Origin of the sequence: Nitrosopumilus sp. b2 (assembly GCF_014078535.1) — an archaeon.
GTDB classification, from domain to species: Archaea; Thermoproteota; Nitrososphaeria; order Nitrososphaerales; family Nitrosopumilaceae; genus Nitrosopumilus; species Nitrosopumilus piranensis.
The window spans coordinates 770,257-787,699 of sequence record NZ_MU078702.1; the positions used below are offsets into that span (position 1 = coordinate 770,257).

23 protein-coding genes and 1 tRNA gene are annotated in these 17,443 nt (G+C 33.4%); 13 read left to right on the forward strand and 11 right to left on the reverse strand.

What is annotated here, in order from left to right; genetic code table 11:
* Positions 1-99 precede the first annotated feature (99 nt).
* Positions 100-222 carry a hypothetical protein gene (locus C6989_RS10220; RefSeq protein WP_255464636.1) on the forward strand — a complete coding sequence of 41 codons (123 nt, stop codon included), beginning with the start codon at positions 100-102 and terminating at the stop codon, positions 220-222.
* 78 nt (positions 223-300) lie between these two features.
* On the opposite strand, the gene C6989_RS04585 is transcribed toward C6989_RS10220, so the two are convergent.
* Together C6989_RS04585 and C6989_RS04590 are read right to left on the reverse strand one after the other, a co-directional pair.
* Positions 301-1,179, reverse strand: a complete 879-nt coding sequence (locus tag C6989_RS04585) for a PEFG-CTERM sorting domain-containing protein (RefSeq protein ID WP_182126464.1) — start codon at positions 1,177-1,179, stop codon at positions 301-303.
* Between the two features lie 361 nt (positions 1,180-1,540).
* A complete protein-coding gene (locus tag C6989_RS04590; protein WP_182126465.1) occupies positions 1,541-2,155 on the reverse strand; it encodes a cupredoxin domain-containing protein in 615 nt (204 codons plus the stop codon).
* A 163-nt stretch (positions 2,156-2,318) separates the two neighbouring features.
* On the opposite strand from C6989_RS04590, the gene C6989_RS04595 reads away from it, so the two are divergent.
* The 3 genes from C6989_RS04595 to C6989_RS04605 are packed head-to-tail and all read left to right on the forward strand — an operon-like array spanning position 2,319 to position 4,747.
* Complete coding sequence (locus C6989_RS04595; RefSeq protein WP_182126466.1) at positions 2,319-3,869, forward strand: YncE family protein; 1,551 nt, start codon at positions 2,319-2,321, stop codon at positions 3,867-3,869.
* 5 nt (positions 3,870-3,874) lie between these two features.
* A complete protein-coding gene (locus tag C6989_RS04600; protein WP_182126467.1) occupies positions 3,875-4,303 on the forward strand; it encodes a universal stress protein in 429 nt (142 codons plus the stop codon).
* A 15-nt stretch (positions 4,304-4,318) separates the two neighbouring features.
* On the forward strand, positions 4,319-4,747 hold the full coding sequence (locus C6989_RS04605) for a hypothetical protein (protein ID WP_182126468.1): 429 nt from the start codon (positions 4,319-4,321) through the stop codon (positions 4,745-4,747).
* Between the two features lie 243 nt (positions 4,748-4,990).
* Here C6989_RS04605 and C6989_RS04610 read toward each other — a convergent pair whose 3' ends face one another.
* Entirely contained in the window at positions 4,991-5,419 is a 429-nt protein-coding gene (locus C6989_RS04610) for a universal stress protein (RefSeq protein ID WP_182126469.1), read from the reverse strand.
* 113 nt (positions 5,420-5,532) lie between these two features.
* Between C6989_RS04610 and C6989_RS04615 the strand changes: the two genes are divergently transcribed.
* The gene (locus C6989_RS04615; RefSeq protein WP_182126470.1) at positions 5,533-6,006 is read left to right on the forward strand and encodes an Hsp20/alpha crystallin family protein; all 474 of its coding nucleotides are present in this window, start codon (positions 5,533-5,535) and stop codon (positions 6,004-6,006) included.
* A 322-nt stretch (positions 6,007-6,328) separates the two neighbouring features.
* Here the strand turns inward: C6989_RS04615 and C6989_RS04620 are convergent, their stop codons facing one another.
* Positions 6,329-6,487 carry a hypothetical protein gene (locus C6989_RS04620; RefSeq protein ID WP_182126600.1) on the reverse strand — a complete coding sequence of 53 codons (159 nt, stop codon included), beginning with the start codon at positions 6,485-6,487 and terminating at the stop codon, positions 6,329-6,331.
* Positions 6,488-6,598: 111 nt separating this feature from the next.
* On the opposite strand from C6989_RS04620, the gene C6989_RS04625 reads away from it, so the two are divergent.
* Complete coding sequence (locus tag C6989_RS04625; RefSeq protein ID WP_182126471.1) at positions 6,599-7,186, forward strand: hypothetical protein; 588 nt, start codon at positions 6,599-6,601, stop codon at positions 7,184-7,186.
* A 10-nt stretch (positions 7,187-7,196) separates the two neighbouring features.
* On the opposite strand, the gene C6989_RS04630 is transcribed toward C6989_RS04625, so the two are convergent.
* Positions 7,197-7,526 carry a helix-turn-helix transcriptional regulator gene (locus tag C6989_RS04630; protein ID WP_182126472.1) on the reverse strand — a complete coding sequence of 110 codons (330 nt, stop codon included), beginning with the start codon at positions 7,524-7,526 and terminating at the stop codon, positions 7,197-7,199.
* 93 nt (positions 7,527-7,619) lie between these two features.
* The gene (locus C6989_RS04635) at positions 7,620-8,426 is read right to left on the reverse strand and encodes a cupredoxin domain-containing protein (RefSeq protein ID WP_182126473.1); all 807 of its coding nucleotides are present in this window, start codon (positions 8,424-8,426) and stop codon (positions 7,620-7,622) included.
* Positions 8,427-8,545: 119 nt separating this feature from the next.
* On the opposite strand from C6989_RS04635, the gene C6989_RS04640 reads away from it, so the two are divergent.
* Complete coding sequence (locus C6989_RS04640; RefSeq protein WP_182126474.1) at positions 8,546-8,821, forward strand: hypothetical protein; 276 nt, start codon at positions 8,546-8,548, stop codon at positions 8,819-8,821.
* A gap of 4 nt (positions 8,822-8,825) precedes the next feature.
* The gene (locus tag C6989_RS04645) at positions 8,826-9,317 is read left to right on the forward strand and encodes a hypothetical protein (protein WP_182126475.1); all 492 of its coding nucleotides are present in this window, start codon (positions 8,826-8,828) and stop codon (positions 9,315-9,317) included.
* Here the strand turns inward: C6989_RS04645 and C6989_RS04650 are convergent.
* Positions 9,314-9,892, reverse strand: a complete 579-nt coding sequence (locus C6989_RS04650) for a toxin-antitoxin system HicB family antitoxin (protein ID WP_255464637.1) — start codon at positions 9,890-9,892, stop codon at positions 9,314-9,316. The genes C6989_RS04645 and C6989_RS04650 overlap by 4 nt on opposite strands.
* Before the next feature lie 15 nt (positions 9,893-9,907).
* Between C6989_RS04650 and C6989_RS04655 the strand changes: the two genes are divergently transcribed.
* Together C6989_RS04655 and C6989_RS04660 are read left to right on the forward strand one after the other, a co-directional pair.
* A complete protein-coding gene (locus C6989_RS04655) occupies positions 9,908-11,311 on the forward strand; it encodes an MBL fold metallo-hydrolase (RefSeq protein WP_182126477.1) in 1,404 nt (467 codons plus the stop codon).
* The gene (locus C6989_RS04660) at positions 11,301-12,089 is read left to right on the forward strand and encodes a sulfite exporter TauE/SafE family protein (RefSeq protein WP_182126478.1); all 789 of its coding nucleotides are present in this window, start codon (positions 11,301-11,303) and stop codon (positions 12,087-12,089) included. Before C6989_RS04655 ends, C6989_RS04660 begins: the two co-directional genes overlap by 11 nt.
* Positions 12,090-12,238: 149 nt before the next feature.
* Here C6989_RS04660 and C6989_RS04665 read toward each other — a convergent pair whose 3' ends face one another.
* Complete coding sequence (locus tag C6989_RS04665) at positions 12,239-12,409, reverse strand: hypothetical protein (protein WP_182126479.1); 171 nt, start codon at positions 12,407-12,409, stop codon at positions 12,239-12,241.
* Positions 12,410-12,492: 83 nt separating this feature from the next.
* The gene (locus C6989_RS04670; protein WP_182126480.1) at positions 12,493-13,080 is read right to left on the reverse strand and encodes a TetR/AcrR family transcriptional regulator; all 588 of its coding nucleotides are present in this window, start codon (positions 13,078-13,080) and stop codon (positions 12,493-12,495) included.
* An 89-nt stretch (positions 13,081-13,169) separates the two neighbouring features.
* Here C6989_RS04670 and C6989_RS04675 point away from each other — a divergent pair, with 89 nt between their 5' ends.
* Genes C6989_RS04675 through C6989_RS04685 form a run of 3 tightly spaced genes read left to right on the forward strand, consistent with a single transcriptional unit; the run spans position 13,170 to position 15,221 of the window.
* Positions 13,170-13,394 (forward strand): hypothetical protein, encoded by a 225-nt coding sequence (locus tag C6989_RS04675; protein WP_182126481.1) that lies wholly within the window; start codon positions 13,170-13,172, stop codon positions 13,392-13,394.
* 1 nt (position 13,395) lies between these two features.
* On the forward strand, positions 13,396-14,460 hold the full coding sequence (locus C6989_RS04680; protein ID WP_182126482.1) for a serine hydrolase domain-containing protein: 1,065 nt from the start codon (positions 13,396-13,398) through the stop codon (positions 14,458-14,460).
* Positions 14,457-15,221: a DUF6438 domain-containing protein gene (locus tag C6989_RS04685; protein WP_182126483.1), complete on the forward strand. Its 765-nt coding sequence runs from the start codon at positions 14,457-14,459 to the stop codon at positions 15,219-15,221. Before C6989_RS04680 ends, C6989_RS04685 begins: the two co-directional genes overlap by 4 nt.
* 336 nt (positions 15,222-15,557) lie before the next feature.
* Here the strand turns inward: C6989_RS04685 and C6989_RS04690 are convergent.
* Together C6989_RS04690 and C6989_RS04695 are read right to left on the reverse strand one after the other, a co-directional pair.
* Positions 15,558-15,671: transfer RNA gene (locus tag C6989_RS04690), tRNA-Met, on the reverse strand.
* Positions 15,672-15,713: 42 nt separating this feature from the next.
* Positions 15,714-17,375: a DNA topoisomerase I gene (locus C6989_RS04695; RefSeq protein ID WP_182126484.1), complete on the reverse strand. Its 1,662-nt coding sequence runs from the start codon at positions 17,373-17,375 to the stop codon at positions 15,714-15,716.
* Positions 17,376-17,443 lie beyond the last annotated feature (68 nt).

The following is a 17,443-nucleotide window of genomic DNA, read 5'->3' on the forward strand; positions in this document are numbered from 1 at the left end:
TGTAAATCAAACATAAAAGAATATTGGAAAAACTCTATCATTAAAATCAATTTTGAAAATACACGATATGCTTTTTAACAAACATTTGTACTGTTTGTCATGACTGAAGAATGTAATTGTAATCATGGTGAATGCAGTGGTGACAAAAGTCAACACAAACATGAAAATGGTGAATGTGTTCATCCAGACGGTACCCGTCATACAATTCATGAAAAACATTAAAAAACTAAATTTTTTTTAGTTTTTTAAAAACTGTTGATATGTGTTGATTTAATTTTAGAATAAAAAAAGAATGAATTCCTAAAATCTTGGAATTACTCTAGATTTTGCAGTGACTGCTACGATGCTTATGATTGCAACAGCTAGTATCATCATTGCAATTGTTCCAAATTCTGGGACAACGTTTGTGAATACTACTTCTTCACCAATTGGTCCTGTTTTAGGATCATTGACACCATAACCTTGGAATGTAATTGTGATGTTTACTGGATCAGAAGAACTTAGTGGTGCTGTTGTATGCATACCTGAGCCTTCATGATGATGTGCACCCATGTCATCTAGTACTGTTTCACCATTTTGTGTAACAGTGATGTCGTGGTTAACGTGTTCTGAATCTTCAAATTCTACATGAATTTCCATCATCTCACCTGCCATTGGTTCTGTAGTCCATACTGCAACTTTTGTTCCATCAGACATCATACCTGTTGCAGATGCTTCTGTCATCAAGTGGCCTGCATCATTCATGTGATCGTCACCATGATCGTCTTCTTCTCCAACTGCTTCGACTTCTTGTACTATGATTGTTCCAACCATCCATGGGTGAACCATACAAAAGTAATCATATTCGCCTACTTCTGTTGGGGACCATTCATAAGAACTACCTGCCATCACAAGACTTGAATCAAATATTCCATCTGGTCCATCTGTTGGATTTCCTGATGTGAATGTATGTGCTGCAGTATCAGGATTTGAAAATATTACGACGCCCCCAACATCAACTGTTGCGACCGTTGGAATGTAACATCCTTCAGCAGTTTCTTCACAACCTGGTGAACCCGAACCTAGAGCAGCTTCAACTGTAACTTCTGAGTGATCTGCAAAAGCAGTAGGTGTTGTTGCAACTAATCCTATTGCTATGGCAAATAACACAAAAAGAGAGGTTGTTGTGTTTTTATTCATTGTAAATTATATCTGTCATTTACATAAAAACCCCACTAGTATTATCATTTACGAAAAGTGATACAACCATAGAAATTATTTTTGACGAGGACTCATTATAGCACAACACTACTCATGAATACCAAGCAATGAATTACTCGCCCCCGTCAATATCTAATTGTTTTAATTTTATTTAACATTGTCAGTTGTTTTTCAACTCAAAATTTAGTATTTTTAAAAAATTTTGACGAGGACATTTCAAATTTAATTCTTGGCAGTATAGACAAAGCTTCAGAACTATCGTCTTCGCCAACATGTGTTATTTCTATTTTTATTTAATACCTGATCTTGTTTTTCAAGAATGAATATTAAAAATAAAAAATTAGTTTACTTGAACAATTCCAGTCATCCAAGGATGAACCATGCAGAAGTAATCATAATTTCCTTTTTGTTCAAATGTAAACTCATAGATTGCTCCGGCCATAACCAAACTACTATCAAATACTCCATCAGGACCCTCTGTTGGTGTACCGCTTGTTACTGTATGTGCTGCAGTATCATCATTTGACCAACTAACAGTGTCTCCTACTGTGATTTCAACTTCATATGGAATGTAACATTCGTTAGTCTCTTCACATCCTGGTGCTGCTGTTCCAGATGGTATTGATACATTAATAGTCTTGGGACTTTCTCGTTCTTGCATTTTCATCTTTTCTTGTTCTTTCATCATTTTCTGTTCTTTGTCTTGTTTTGACATTGATTCTGATGTCGTCTCTTTGCTTTGTCCTTTTATTTCCGCAGCAAGATCTGCAAATGGATCTGTTCTGGGCTTTGTTTCTTCATAGCTTGGTTCTTCTATTGTTCCTGGCCGTACTACTGGTTCAGGTGCCTTGACGTCTGCAATTCCTTGAAGGGAATCTCCTGAAGCTGCCAAAGCAACAAAAATTGCAACAATTCCAAGTGACCAAGCTATGGCCATTTTATCGATTGATGTCATGTGAAAAAATTTAATTTTTTGCCACATTAAAGTAATTATCTAATTACCAAAAATGAAAATGACTGTGATTTGTCCAAAACCACTTTTGATAATTATATTTTGTTCTTTTATTATATTATGATTAAACAAATTTGTGAAGATTTTACCTTTAATGATCCTGACCTTGGCAGTTATTTTCTCGTTATCTATAAGCCAAAATGCATTTGCACATCATGTATTAGAAAAAATCCCTGTATCTAAAGATCCAATGGGAATGTCTATGACTGATGAATTTCTTTATGTCTCTAGTTTTCAATACCCACACATTGACATAATTGATATTGAAAAAAATGAAAATATTGGTTTTATTACAACATCTTCTTCTGGAATAATGGATGTTGCAGCAGTTCCAGATAAAAACAAAATTTATGCTGCACCTTTTGAGAGCGGAGGAATTGATGTTTATGCGCTAAGTTCAAAATTTATAATCAAAACAATTCCTTTACCTGATTCTGAAATCGATTATCCTACAACATCAAATCAGCCATATGGACACAGGTCTGATGTTCATTTTGTAACTGGTGGATGGTCACTTGATTATAACCCCACTAACGAGTTATTGTACGTAGCAGACTACAATACTCATTCAATCCATATAATTGACACTAAAACTGATGAAATTACTCAAAGTATCTCAGTTCCAAGACACCCCTTTACTGTAAAAGCAGATCCAATTAGTAATACTGTAATGGTTGCGAGTCTTGCTGGAAATGAAATTACTTTCTTAGAAGATGTAACTGATGAATATTCTGTGATGCCGATACACGAAGTAGCAAAAACCATCAAAATGTCCGGAGGTCCATGGGGATTAGAACTTGATCCATTGCATCACTTTGCATATGTTACAAATCGAGGATGTGAATGTATTACTGTAATTAATATTCTAGAAAAAGCAATTGTTGATTCTATTCCATTGGGGGATAAGGCAAAGGCAATTGCAGTTGATACTGAAGATCATATGGTATATGCTTCTTACTTGACACAGAACAAAATTGTAAAGATTGATGGTCAAACAAATGAAATTTTATCTAAACTAACTTTACACTCTAATCCTTGGGATATTGCAGTTGATTCAAATTCCCATAATTACTATGTTGCATTAAAATCTGAAGATAGTGTACTTGCACTGGGTCCTATATCTTATTCAATTTATCTACCCGTATTGACATTACAAATTCCAACTGCACTTACAGGAATGATTCATGTTCATGGAATTGATGTAGCTGTTTCTAATCCTATTGTAGATGTTGTAAATGCTGAACTTAAAATGAATGTTGGAACTGATGATGGTGGAAAACTTACCATTAACATTCCTAGATATGTCTTAGATTCAAAATTACTAGATGCTGATACACCATTTGATGTATCTATTGATGGAACAATTGTAGAACATCAAGAATCAGAGGGAATCAACAATGATAGAATTGTTTCATTAAGTGTAAAGCCTGGCTCTGAAATTCTCACAATCTCTGGTAGTAAAATCTCAATAGAGACACGTGAATCCCTTGGAACTATGAGTGGCACTCCTACAGAAGAACCATCCTTATCAAAAGGCTATGATATTGTTTGTGAAGGCAAAGTCTGGATTGAAAGCATGAAAGGAAAAATTGCATGTACATTTCCAGCAACTGCCAAGAAACTAGTTGAGCGTGGATGGGGCGTAATCCTGGAATAAATCATATGAGTAAGAGAATTATGGTTTGCTTAGATGGTTCTAAAAATTCACTTAGGGGATTAGACAAAGCAATTTCGTTTGCAAAACAATCTGATACTATTATTGTTGGTGTCCATAGCGATACTAGCTTTAGTGCTTTTTCTGCTGTTCGTGCACCTATACTTCCAATGAAAAAATGGAAGCAGAAAGCAAAAGCGTTAATGAATATTGCCAAGAAAAAAGTAGAAAAAAACAAAATTGAATTTGAAGGAATTGTAATTGCTGGCCATACTTCTGGTATTGATTTAACTACATTTGCTAATAATCCTGCAAACAAGATTGATCAAATTGTAATAGGCTCGCGTGGAATGGGATTTCCTAAAGAACTATTCTTTGGCAGTACCTCTAATTTTGTATTACACAAAGCAAAGGCTCCGGTAACTATAGTAAAATAGTTGATGTGATTTTATATGTTTTTTAAAGGTGTAATAATTGTAGCAGGAATTGTTCTTGTTGCAATTGTTACAACAGTTTTTGTTTATGATTCTGAGGTAACTCAAAATTATTTTAATGGCATAACTAAAAATGATTCTCAGAAAATTATTGATTTGACTCAACAATTCATTGTAACTAGCCCTACATTTGCTTTTGATGGTATTTCTGATTCTTTAGAAATTAAAATAATTTCAGATAATGCCTCTGAATCAAAATATATTTTGAAAGGACAATTCAAAACACTTCATATAGGTTATGGCGATAGAACAAATTTGGATCTTTCTGAAGATATTACTTTACATGTAATTGCAATATCTGTTGTAGATGGAAAAATAATCTCTGCTATTATTGATAATCAATGGGATGAACTAAATCAAATCACATGCAATGTTGCAAATTGTTAAATCATGCTTGAAAATCATGCCTGAAAATCAATTTTTTTGAATATTTTAGAAATATAGATCCATTATATCTGTAAAATGTGTAATGTAATTATGAGTATACATTGTGAATGCGGACTATGTGGTCATTGTATTGAAAATGAATATTTAACAAAAGAATGCAAATGTTGTGTTAATTTCCATATCCGTTCTGGATAGAAAATTAAATTATCAGTTGATGTTTTAGTGGAATTGATTTTACTGAACTTACTTTACTAACAGTACAGGTATTTTGGATTTATGAATCAAATAGTTTGAGGTACTTCCAAGAAAAACTTCCTTGATGGAACTCATTCCTCTTGAACCAATAACGATTAGATCAAAGTTTTTGTATTGTGCATATTTGAGTATTTTTTGCCCTTCATCCCCATAAAGTATTTTTTTGTACAGTAAAATTCCATTTTTTGCAGCATCTGTTTCAGCTTTTGCTAAAAATTTATTTGCATTTTGTAAAAGATATTTTTTTACATATTCTTTTTGTTCTTTTGCTGCAGGAGGGCTAAGTGGTGTCACATATACTCCTGTAATTGTAGCTTGACAATTCCTTGCTATGATTATGGCTTGATTCAGTCCTCTGAATGAGTTTTCTGAACCATCCAATGCCACTAGAATTTTTTTAATTTTATTTTTTATCATCTAATCAAAGTTTAGAGTGGTACTAATTATCACCAAATTAAGAATTTCACCAATGAAAATCATTTATGAGAACTGTGATGTCCATTAATAAGCATTTGAGACTCTTTTGACTCATGGCAAAAAAACCTGTTAAAAAATCAACATCGCCTCCTAATCTGTCAGGCTTTTCTTCATTTGACAGGATTTTTGACAATTTTAGAAAAGATATGGAAAAATCAATTCTTTCGTTTCCCCAGATAGATTTTCCATCTTTTCCAAAATTACCTGAAACAGGATGTGATGTGATTGATGAAGGAAAACAACTTCGAATGAAGATGAATGTTCCTGGGTTAAAGAAAAATGAGATCAAGCTCAATGTCACAGATAATTCAATTGAAGTTACTGGTGAGCATAAAGAAGAGCAAAAAAAGAAGAATTACGTGCGAAAAGAGCGACATAACTTGTCATACTATCAAACCATACCATTATCTGAAAAGATAGTTCCTGGAAAAGTAAAGGCAAAGGTAACTGATGGTATTTTGGAGGTAACTCTACCAAAAAGAAAACCTACTCCTGTCCCAAAGAAAAGATCTGTAAAAGTACAGTAATCTTTTATTTTTTTTATGTATTTTTCTTGTATGTTTGATGAAATTCTGTGAATAATCTCTGTACTATGTTTTCAATACTGATAATTTCTGCAATTGATAGTTGACAGAATCTTGTATTGCATTTTTACTATCTATGGAATCAAATAATCTCATTAATTCTGGATTGATCTTGTTGAAAATATGGAATTTTTTGTATATATCTTGAGTTCATGATTGTTGGATTTGGAATTTAATCCTGATTTTGTTTTTTATTCAAAATGAACATAAAAAATCATACTAAACATAACATATTAGCAAAATCATGATTTTCAAAAATGACATTCTAATTCCATGGATCAGACTTTTCTTTCCATGATTCTATTCCCTTGATTTCTTTTACTGGCTTACTATTCTTGACTTCTGACAAAACACATTCATCTGAACAATGACTTAATTTGGGATTTTTCATTATTTTGCCACACTTTTTACAAAATTTGCCCATGTATTACACAAATCAAAATTATAATAAAGAAAATTCGCTGATTTTCAGATTTGAGAATAATTTTACATCCTTAAAGTGTTGTTTTGATCCAAGTTTATTTACAATATCTGTTTGTACCTTAATACTCTGAAAAACTCAATTCATACTCAAAAAAAGGAAAAAACAAAGACAGTATCCTACAGACTTTCAGATGCATTAATTTCAGAACTAGAATCTGACGCAATGCAAAAAGGAATATCTCAAAACGTTTTGATAAAACAAATTCTTGAAAAATATGTTCAATGGGATAGATATTCAGAAAAAATTGGAATGATTCCTGTTCCAAAAGGAATCTTGGAATCTTTGGGAGTAAACTTGGAAGGTCAAGACATCAATATGATAGTGGATATTATTAAACCTATAATCAAAGACAATGTCATGTTTTTGAAAGACAAGTATGATTTGAAACGCTGTATTGAAACTCTGAAAGATTACATGAGGGCATCTGGAATGAACTCTGATCATAGAATAGAAGGACCATTACATCATTTTATTATCCAACATGATCTTGGCATGTCTTGGTCATTATTTACAGAACAATTACTCAAAGAAATATTTCATGAATTCCTTCCAGACAAAAATATGAAAACTCAAACTACTGATTCTACTGTTATTGCAACTATAGCATTAGGCAGTGATTTTGATGAGCATAAATATTAAATAAAAATAGTTAGTTGTTGAGAATTAACTCAACTTCTACCTGACCCTCATTGAAATGACATTTCATTCCATTGATTTTGCTTTTGTACAAAAAGAATTTTTTCCCCTCTTCATTGATTTCCCCTGACGTTGCAAGTAATTTGTTGTCATGAAGTGTCTGAATTCTTCTATATACTGTACTTATTGGAATTTTTGTCTCTGATGTGATCTCTGTTGCAGATTTTGGTTTGAATTTGGTTACCTCTAGTATTGTTCTGCAATACTTGTCTGAAACTATTTCTAACATATTGTCCTTTTTTTCAAGGTCTTGGATTTTGAAGGTTTGTTGTGTTGTTTGCATAAGTATTATTGGTTGAAATTAGATATAACGAGTCAGTCAACAATGTATTGCACTGTCATACAAAATACGTCTCTCACAAAAGAAAAAAGATGCCTAGTTGTCTAGGACGATTATCGTGCCTGTCATCATAGCATGATCTGGATCACACCACTGCTGATCAGGATTATAGGGGACCTCACAAGAAAATGTAAACGTTCCTGCCTTATCTGCCACAAATTCTATTGTTTCTGTTCCTCCTCTAGGATCTAGCATGCTAGTTGACACTCCAAATTCAGGAATTGAGAATGAATGATAATTTCCTCTTGGATTTGTCACTTTAAGGGATACTGTGTCTCCTTTGTTTACAACAAATACGTTAGGATTCCATTTGTGAAGTTCAACATATACTGCATCTTCATCACCACTTTCATTTTCAGTGTTTGCAAAGAATTCTACTTCTCCAAGCTCAATTCCAAATGTTCTTAATTGAGGCTCTGAGCCTATTGGAAGTTCTGTTTGTGTGTCTGCTAGTGGTTGATTCATTGTATCAAACATTTGTTGATTCATCATGCTTCCCATCATATGTCTGCCCATAGAACCTCCCATCATCTCTGTCATTCTTTGCATCATTTCAGGATTTGACATCATAGAATCAAACATTCCTTGACATAGTTCTGGATTACTGCACATTGAACCCATTCTTTGCATAAATTGAGGATCTTGCATCATCTCTGTCATCATATCTGAATCTTGCATCATCATTGAACGCATTTGCTGTCTTTGAGTGGAATCTTGCATCATCTGTTGCATATTTTGTGGTGCAACAGATGTGTTTTCAGCATTAAAAACTGTATAACTGCCTGCAATTCCTACTACAAATGCCCCAATAACAACTCCGATCCATATGTATTGGCTTACCATGATTCTATAATTCTTATTTTATTATTATACTAAATTCTGATTATCAAGTTTAATTTTCACATGTGAAATCTGTTTTAGCATTTTTATCTACAAGTATCAATAGTCTATGTGAGGTAAAGATGAGAAAAGAGATCATTTTATTATCTTTTTTTGTATTATTGGCAATTACAATTCATACTGCAATAGCTTCTGAAGATGATGAGTATGAGAAAGAAGATAGATTTGGATTTGGAATTATGGAAAGAGAACGAGAACATCAAGACGATGAAGAACTTGCAATAGGCTCTGATGCTGGAAACATAATTTTGTATGTCACAATAGGTGCAATAATTGCCTCTGTTGGTTATACTGGATTCAAACTATACAAAGCAAAATCAACAATCTCAAAAACATAGAAAAATGTATTTTAAAATAATACTTGGTTTACTTTTACTTGGATTTTTCTTACCTGTTTCAGCTTTTGCTGATGATGCTGAGGATGCAATAGAGAATTTAGGCTGGATTGCAGTTGGTGCTGGAATTGCAGCAAATGTTCCATTTATTGCTATGAATAAGATTCGTCGTTATGCAATCAAGGCTGGAGGCAGTACTGTTCAGATAGGAAAACAGATTCGTGCAATCTACAAACCAATATTGAATTTCCATATTCTATTGAATTCTATTGGTTATTTTGCAGGAATGACTCATGGATTTCTATTTGTTAGTAATTTGGATTCTATCTCCCTTTCTCTAGCTTTGGTGATGAGTGTAATGATGGCTAGTGGATTAATGTTAAAGTACACTTCAACTAGAAACTCTAAGATATTTGGACGATTACTTCATGGTCAATTTGGATTAGTGATTTTGCTTGCTGCACTAGTAGCATTGCATATTGTTGTTGGCGATGATTAATTTGAAAATTTTAATGATACAGAATTTTCTGTTATTGTAACATTCCCATCTCTGTTTAACGTGGACTGGATAATTGCCTCTAAGAATGCCTTTAGAAAAACTGAGCCTTTCTTTCCAAAATCATGATGAACACTTACTGTATTGATACTGTCATTTCTTTGCATATCACATACTCCATACCCACAATTCTCAAAATACATCTTGACAAAATCTGACACTGTATCGGGAGTGAGTTCTTTCCACTTGAATAATATGAAATCTTTTGGTTCTTTGGAGCCAATTGATTTTGCAAAATTTATGATATTTTTCTCATCTAGTGTGCCTAATAATTCCTTGAATGCACCTTTACTCATCTCAATCATGCCAAATTTCTTCATGTATTGATCAAGCTCTACATGGTCTCCTAGGATTTGGTTTGCCAAAGTATTGAGACTGATTCTTTTTTCTTCTGCTTCTTTTCTTAATCCTTTTTCATGCTCTTCATTGATTCGAAATGTTATCGTGGATGTCTTTTTTGCCATGTCTGTAGTGATTGCACATGTTTGCAGTATAAACTTCTTGATTATATTTGGCAAATATCAATAATACTCATGACACAAAATAACCACAATTTAGGAATAACTGCTAATGAACTAAATGAGGATTTGGCGCAACAAAAACCTCTGTTGTTATTTGATCTTAGATTGCAAAGTGATTTTGAAAAATCCCACATTGATGGTTCTGTTCATGCTGTATGTGATGCACAATCAAAAGAAAAAATTATGACTAAAATTCCAAAAAATACCAAAATTGTATTGATTTCCGACCCTGAAGATTTTTCAAAAGAGACTGCATCAATGATGAGTTCTCTTGGCTTGGATTCTCATTATTTAACAGGTGGATTTTCATCATGGGCTGGAAAAACAACAACAGGTCTTACTGGAAAAACAATTTCACCTGATAACTTGGCAAAACAACTAGATGATGTATTCTTATTAGACGTTAGAAACACTGACGAGTTTTCAGAGTTTCAAATTCCTGGAAGCAAAAACATTCCATTAGGTGAACTCTTTGATGCAAAAACACTTTCCCAAATTCCAAAAGATAAACAAGTTGTAACTATATGTCCTCATGGAAATCGTGCAATGGTTGCAAGCTTTGCACTAGAGCGTGCAGGAATTGCTTCTCAAACTCTTGAAGGTGGATTGGCTGGATGGAATCAAGTTCTAAAACCTGTATCTATAGTAAATGATGCTACAAAAATTATTCAAGTACAAAAAGTTGGAAAAGGATGTCTTTCACATATTGTAGCATCAGACGGTAAGGCTATGGTGATTGATCCATTGTATCCTTTTGAGAAATACATCGATATTGCAAAAGAACAGGGCTTCAAAATAACCAAAGTGTTTGATACTCATCAACATGCAGACCATGTTTCAGCTGCAAGAGACCTTGCAAAATCAACTGGTGCAGAACTATACCTTTCAAAGTATGAGGGATATGATTATGATGCAAATTTCATTGGTGATGCAGACAAAATTTCATTTGGAGCAGCAAATCTAAGAGTAATTCACACTCCAGGACACACTCCCGGAAGCCTTAGTTTTGTAGTTGATGAAAAGTATGTCTTTACTGGCGATATCTTGTTTGTTGAATCTATTGGAAGGCCTGATTTGAGAGATAATGCCGAAGAATTCACAGAAGATCTTTACAACACATTGCATGAAAAATTACTAAAACTTTCAGATAATACAATGGTATTTCCAACACATCATGGAGAAGATGTAAAATCTGAAAATGATGCATTTTACTCTACTATACAACAATCAAAGAAACTTCCATGGCTTGATATCTCAAAACAAGAATTTGTTAGAAAGGTAGTTGCAATTACTCGTCCAAGACCTATGAACTATAGGAAGATAATTACTGTTAACAAGGGTGAGTTGGAACTAGTACATTCTGAAATTCCTGATTTGGAGATTGGTCCAAACAGGTGTGCAGTAGATGCTAGTTGAATTTTTACCATACCTTCTGACTACTTTTCTCTCAATTGTATCTGGAATTGTTGTAGGATTTAGTCTTGGCTTGATGGGTGGAGGTGGTTCTGTATTGGCAGTACCATTGTTACTGTATGTAGTTGGTATCAAAGACATGCATATGGCAATAGGAACATCAGCTCTTGCCATAGGAATTATTGCTGCAATCAATTTGCTAAATAAAAGAAAAAACAACAATCTAAAATTAAAACAAGGATTGTCATTTGCATTACCTGGTATTGCTGGAACTTTGATTGGCTCTCAACTTGGATTGCTAACTCCTGCAGAAAATCTAATTGTTTTCTTTGCAGTCTTTATGGGGATAATTGGTGTGATAATGATGAAAAGACCACATACATCAACTCAAACTAGTAGTAACTCAAGACTAGTCTTATTTCGAAAAAACTCTTCATTGTATGGTGTTGCAGTAGGTGTGCTTGCAGGCTATTTTGGAATAGGCGGTGGTTTTCTCATTGTTCCCACAATGATGTATTCAGGAGGGTTAAACATAATTCAGGCTATTGGAACATCCATGATTCCTGTTAGTTCTTTTGGATTAGTTACTGCTGGACGCTATTTTGTAGATGGCAATGTTGACTTTGTAATTGCAATGCTGTTTGTAATGGGAGGAATAATTGGAACTCGTATTGGAATTAAAACATTAGAAAAAATTCCAAAACAAAATGTTGTAAAGATATTTTCTGTAATGCTATTTGGCGTTGCAGCTTATATTGTAATTAGAACATTTTTACTCTAATTGCAAATGGCGTATCTCAAAAATCTACTTACCCTACCTTGATTGTGAAATAAGTATGCCTTACAATAAAACAGATCAGGAAAAATGCCATTTTATATTGGCAATACCTAAAATTAGATTTGCAGGATTTTTAGATTATATGGGAAATCTCATTGTTGGAGATTCCAGTCAGGAACATCTCCAATGAAAAGTGAGGCTGAACGAAAAAAGATGTTTGTAGAGGCAGTATTGTGAATTAGAATCAGACAAGATTTTGATGAAAATCTTGGGCCTATAGAGTATACTGCAGCAAGAAGGAAAAATGTTGTAACTATGACCATTCCATTAAAGGATCATGTTCTTTTTAATATCAATAGTTGGGCCAATTATTTTTCTAACATTTATGAGAAAAAGAAAATAAAAGTTATTTTTTTGATGTCAAGATTCTATATACAGATTGAACCCAAGTACGCTTTGCTTGTTTAGGATCATCTCCTGTAACGCTTAGTAATGCACAGCCATTAGTTAATGCTATGATTCCTTTTGCCAATGTTGCAATTTCAGAATCTGTATGATTTATCATCAAACCTAAATTAGTTCTAACTTGTTTTAATTGGAGCACACTTAACATTTCAAGATGTTTTCTTCTCTTTAATACCATCTGTTTTAATTTTGAATTGTGTGATGATTCATTCATTGCCTCTAACCAAATTCTCATCAAATCCTTTTGAAAATCAAAACTATCGTACATCTTTGATAGATCACTGAGTAGATCTTCTTTTTTTTCAAATAATTTTGGTTGCGATTTTATTATAGAATCTTGATATTGAACAAATATTGTCATAAATAATTCATCTTTGCTTGGAAAGTGATGATACAGTCCACCCTTGCTTACCTTGGCAGTATTTGCAATATCATCCATCGAAGTATTTGCAAATCCTTGTTTGGAAAAATTTTTTCTTGCTGCTTGTATGATCTTTATCTTTACTTTAGTTGGCGACTTGGGGGTCATATTCACTATTTCATATAGAAGGATCAATAATAAAAGATCACCGACTGACCAGTCGGTTTGTTTAAATATTGTTACTATTATGCCATTTTATGACCAGAAAAAGATACAGATTCTGGCAAAAACTGCAAGGTTCGCATTCAGGCATATGTCAATCATTTTCTAACAGACAAGAAATTAAAGATCAAAGCAGAATTCATCAATCAGAGTTCAAGATGGATAACTCATTTGGATTAGCTGACGCGATTAATCCACATTTGATTAAAATCTCTACAAAATCTCTAAAACCAAATCTCAAAAATTCAAAAAGGTACTAACTTGGCAATTGAAGAAATTATTGAAAATCATGTAAAATCAGGAAAAAGCCCTGGGATTTCTGTTGGGCTAGTTAATGAAAATGAGACTATGACTTTTAATTTTGGAGAAACCAAAAAAGATTCAGGAGTTGTCCCAACTAATAAAACAATTTATGAAATAGGTTCAATGACTAAAACTTTTACTACAATATTGGCAGCACAACTTCAAGCTGAAGAAATAATATCCCTTGATGAAAAAATCTCAAAATACCTCCCAGAGCTTGAAAATTCAGAATTTGAGAACAAAAATGTAACGTTGCGTCATCTTTTAACCCACACATCAGGCATATCCGAATTTTCGGTAAAGACATTTGCTTCACAAATATTTTCAATAATGTCTACAGGAAAATCACGAATTGTTGAATATGAATACGATACAGAAAAATTTCTAAATTATGTTTCTGCATTAAAATTAAAAAATTCACCTGGAAGTACTTGGATGTATTCAAATCTAGGTTTTGGTTTGGTAGGAAAAATACTTGAAAGAATTACTGGAAATTCATATGATGTTCTTGTAAAAACTCATATCTGTGATGTACTTGATATGAAAGATACTGGAATTGATGTTTTTGAATCCCACAAAGATGAACTAGCAGTTGGTTATTCTTTTAGAGGTAAGCAAGCTGATTACTGGAATGTGCCTGCAATAGAGGCAGCAGGAAGCCTATACTCGACTCCATCTGATATGGTAAAGTTCCTAAAGGCAAATCTAGGTTTAAGCAAAACAATACTATATCCTGTTTTTGAATATTGTCAAAATACCAAAAACACTCCAAAAATCCCTCTATCTATGAAATTTTTTACAAAATCTGTTGGGATTTCCTTGCATAGCTTTCGTGCAGGTTGGTTTGTTTTTCCACAAGAAAATGTAGATATTCTTGGACATGATGGCGGTACAGAAGGATTTTCTAGTTTTATGTGCATGAATCTAGGAAACCAATCAGCTGTTGTTATTCTAACAAATAGAGCAATGAAACCAGTTCACAAATTAGGATTGTCGTTACTTCAGGAAATCAATAAAAAATGAAAACTAGGTTTTTGATAATTCTTGGAATTGTAGTGGCCGTCTCTGTACTTTATGCGAGTATTTCAATAAATGATAATGCCATTAATGTAATTTACGATTCTCAGAGAAACTCTGTTGATATTTTTCAAGATTTTGTTAATTCCCAAAAAAGGGTAGATACGACAATGAATACATGGTTTGATATGATGCTTCACAGTGATGATGATCTGAAAAATACTGTGGCAATACTTGAATCAGAAAAAAATATTCAAGATAAACTTTATGATGAATATGTAAATTTATCTGACAGTGAAAAAACTAATGAAGAGATTCATCGTAAAATTATAGATTCAATCAATGATGGTTGGCTTGCAAAAAATATTGAAAATTTGAAACCTCAAAAAGATGCAGAGCGTATTTTCAGGATAACATTAGAACACAATGGATGTGAAAACACATGTCCTGTTTATTCTATCATGATTGATGGTGATGGATCAGTGCTTTACAAAGGATTGAAAAACGTAAAAGAAATTGGAAAACAAGAATATCAAATTCAGTCTGATGTCTTAACTGAACTAAACCCATTCCTTCTTGAAGCATATCGTGATAACATAGACGAATATGGTGTCCAAGATGATGCTAAAAACACAGTAATTATTACCATCCAATTTGGCCAGCCAAAAAGAATTACCAATCATGACAATTCTGGACCAGTATGGCTAAAAGATTTTGAAGATAAAATTAACGAAATTGCACAAACAAGACAATATGTATTTGGTTGATATGGGAATATCTAACTGCAAAAACAAATATATTTTATTTGAAGTTATTTCTAAACACAAAGCCTACGAATTTGGTGGATGTTTTTGTAGGAACTGTAATTACTATTTTAAGAAAAAATTTTTACGATGTCCATGTTGTAATACACGTGTTCGTTACTCAACTAGAACTAACAAACGAAGAGTAGAATCTGATGTAATTCGAATATGACTGTCTCAAATAGAGAAAAATAAAATGAGAACTTTTGGAAAAAATGTAGGTCAATCCACATGAGCCAATACTTGGTAAACTCTTTGGCGTGCAACCAAAACTCCATTGCGGTATTAAACTAATTTGTGTGCCGGGGGCGAGTTTCGAACTCGCGACCTCCAGATTATGAGTATTGCCTTAGTTGGAGAACCGCTAGAGTTTACCAAGTAACTGGCACTCTAACCAGGCTGAGCTACCCCGGCATAGTATATGCCTGAAAATATGGGAAATTAAATGATTCTAAATTATTTTATTTCTTTCCACTTTACATTTTCATTTTTGACCCAAAGGAATTTCTTTTGAAGTGCAGCTGTGTATAATTTCTCCCACTCTGCACCCACCTCATCAGTCCATGCCTTGAAAACGCGTGGATCAATGTAATTTCTAAGTGAAGTTCCTAGATTGTAATCCTTGGTTCTCTCAGACAAGTCTACTTGTAGATTTAGTTTTTCAATTCTTTCTTTGTGCTTTTGTTTTTGCTTTTTGATTTGTTCCTTTAATGTCTTGATTCTCTTTTCTCTGTTCTTCTTTTGGGTGTCTGTTTTAGGTTTAGTTGATTCTACTTTTTTGAGTGTTAGTTGGGTCTTCTCCCAAGCTTTTTCTTTTTCTCTGGTTTTGAGTGTATCTTTCTTTTTTTGCAAAGATTCCTCAAATGTTTTTGGTATGGTTCGCTTGTGATTACACATTATTGCAGCTTCAAGATTTGCCAGTTTTGCGTGGTATAATTTCTCATTATCTGACTTTCCTTTCATGTCATCATGATCTTTTAGATAGTTTTTGACTACAGTTGTTGCTAGATATGTTCTGAATACCTTTGCAGTCAATCCCTTCACGATACTGGAATAATATGCATTAACATGGCGTGACGTAATGTCGTGGAAAATCTCATCTTTTGGTTTTTTCTTTTCAACCAATTTTTTTAGATTTTCTTGGAATTGTTTGTCATGTCCTACTGCTTTGACTGTCTCTTGCCATCTCACACTGTCTTTTCCCAAAAAGTCAAACTCTATTGCATCTGTTGTGATTTTGATATGCTCTTTTCTTAGTGTAGTTGCACCTACAGTATCTGCCTCTTCTGGATCTTTTTCGTCTCCAACTCTCATGGCGGTTCTATAAATCAAATAACATGCAGTAGCAATTCTACTGATTTTTAGGTCACTACTTTTCATATCTTTTACAATCCTGTCTTTAATTTTGTCAATCTCTTTTGCAAGTTTTACTGCTTTTTCATACTTTTCCTTGTCTCTTTCTTGTTTTAGCCCTGCAGTATCTGCAAGCCAAACATACTTTCTTTTTTGTGTGAGATAGTCTATCCAACTTGCAAGCCACATTGAATCATTATCATGAATAATTTTGCCCCATTCTCCTTTGGGAACTTTGGCTTCTTTTCCAAGATTTAGTGTGACGTCTTTTGCAGTGACGCGAGGCTTCCATCGTCCTCTAAGTGGGTGTTCTCCTCTGCCAATAAAAATTCCTGGGGGTTCGGCCATATAGTTTCCAACCTCGACTTCTACCCCATCCATTATTGCAATTCCGTACTTTGCCTTGAGCTCTTCTCGAAGTTCTTTTCTTTTAGATGCAATTGCTTTTTTTTCTTCTTTTGTCGTCATCTCTTTGAGATCTTTTTCCTTGTCTACGAGTTTGTAGGCATTTGAAAAGTCGATGTCTTCATATGAAATTTTTTTAAATTTAGAATCTAGAGTCTTTGCAAAATCTGTTGTAAAGTTTTTTTGAAAAACCTTGTCTAGGGCGTATGGTGTATCCTTCTTTTTTGCCCATTGGTATACCATCTCTTCTTGGTCTAAATTAAGATCTACTTTTTCTCCTTTGATCTTTATCTTGATTCCTTGTGCTTCATAAGCTGGCGGAAATAAGATTCCATTGTGTTGTAGTGTTTTCCATTTCATTCTTTTTCACTCTAAAATTGTGGACTTTGACAAAAACTGGATTCTATGCGTATATCAAGTTAACGTAC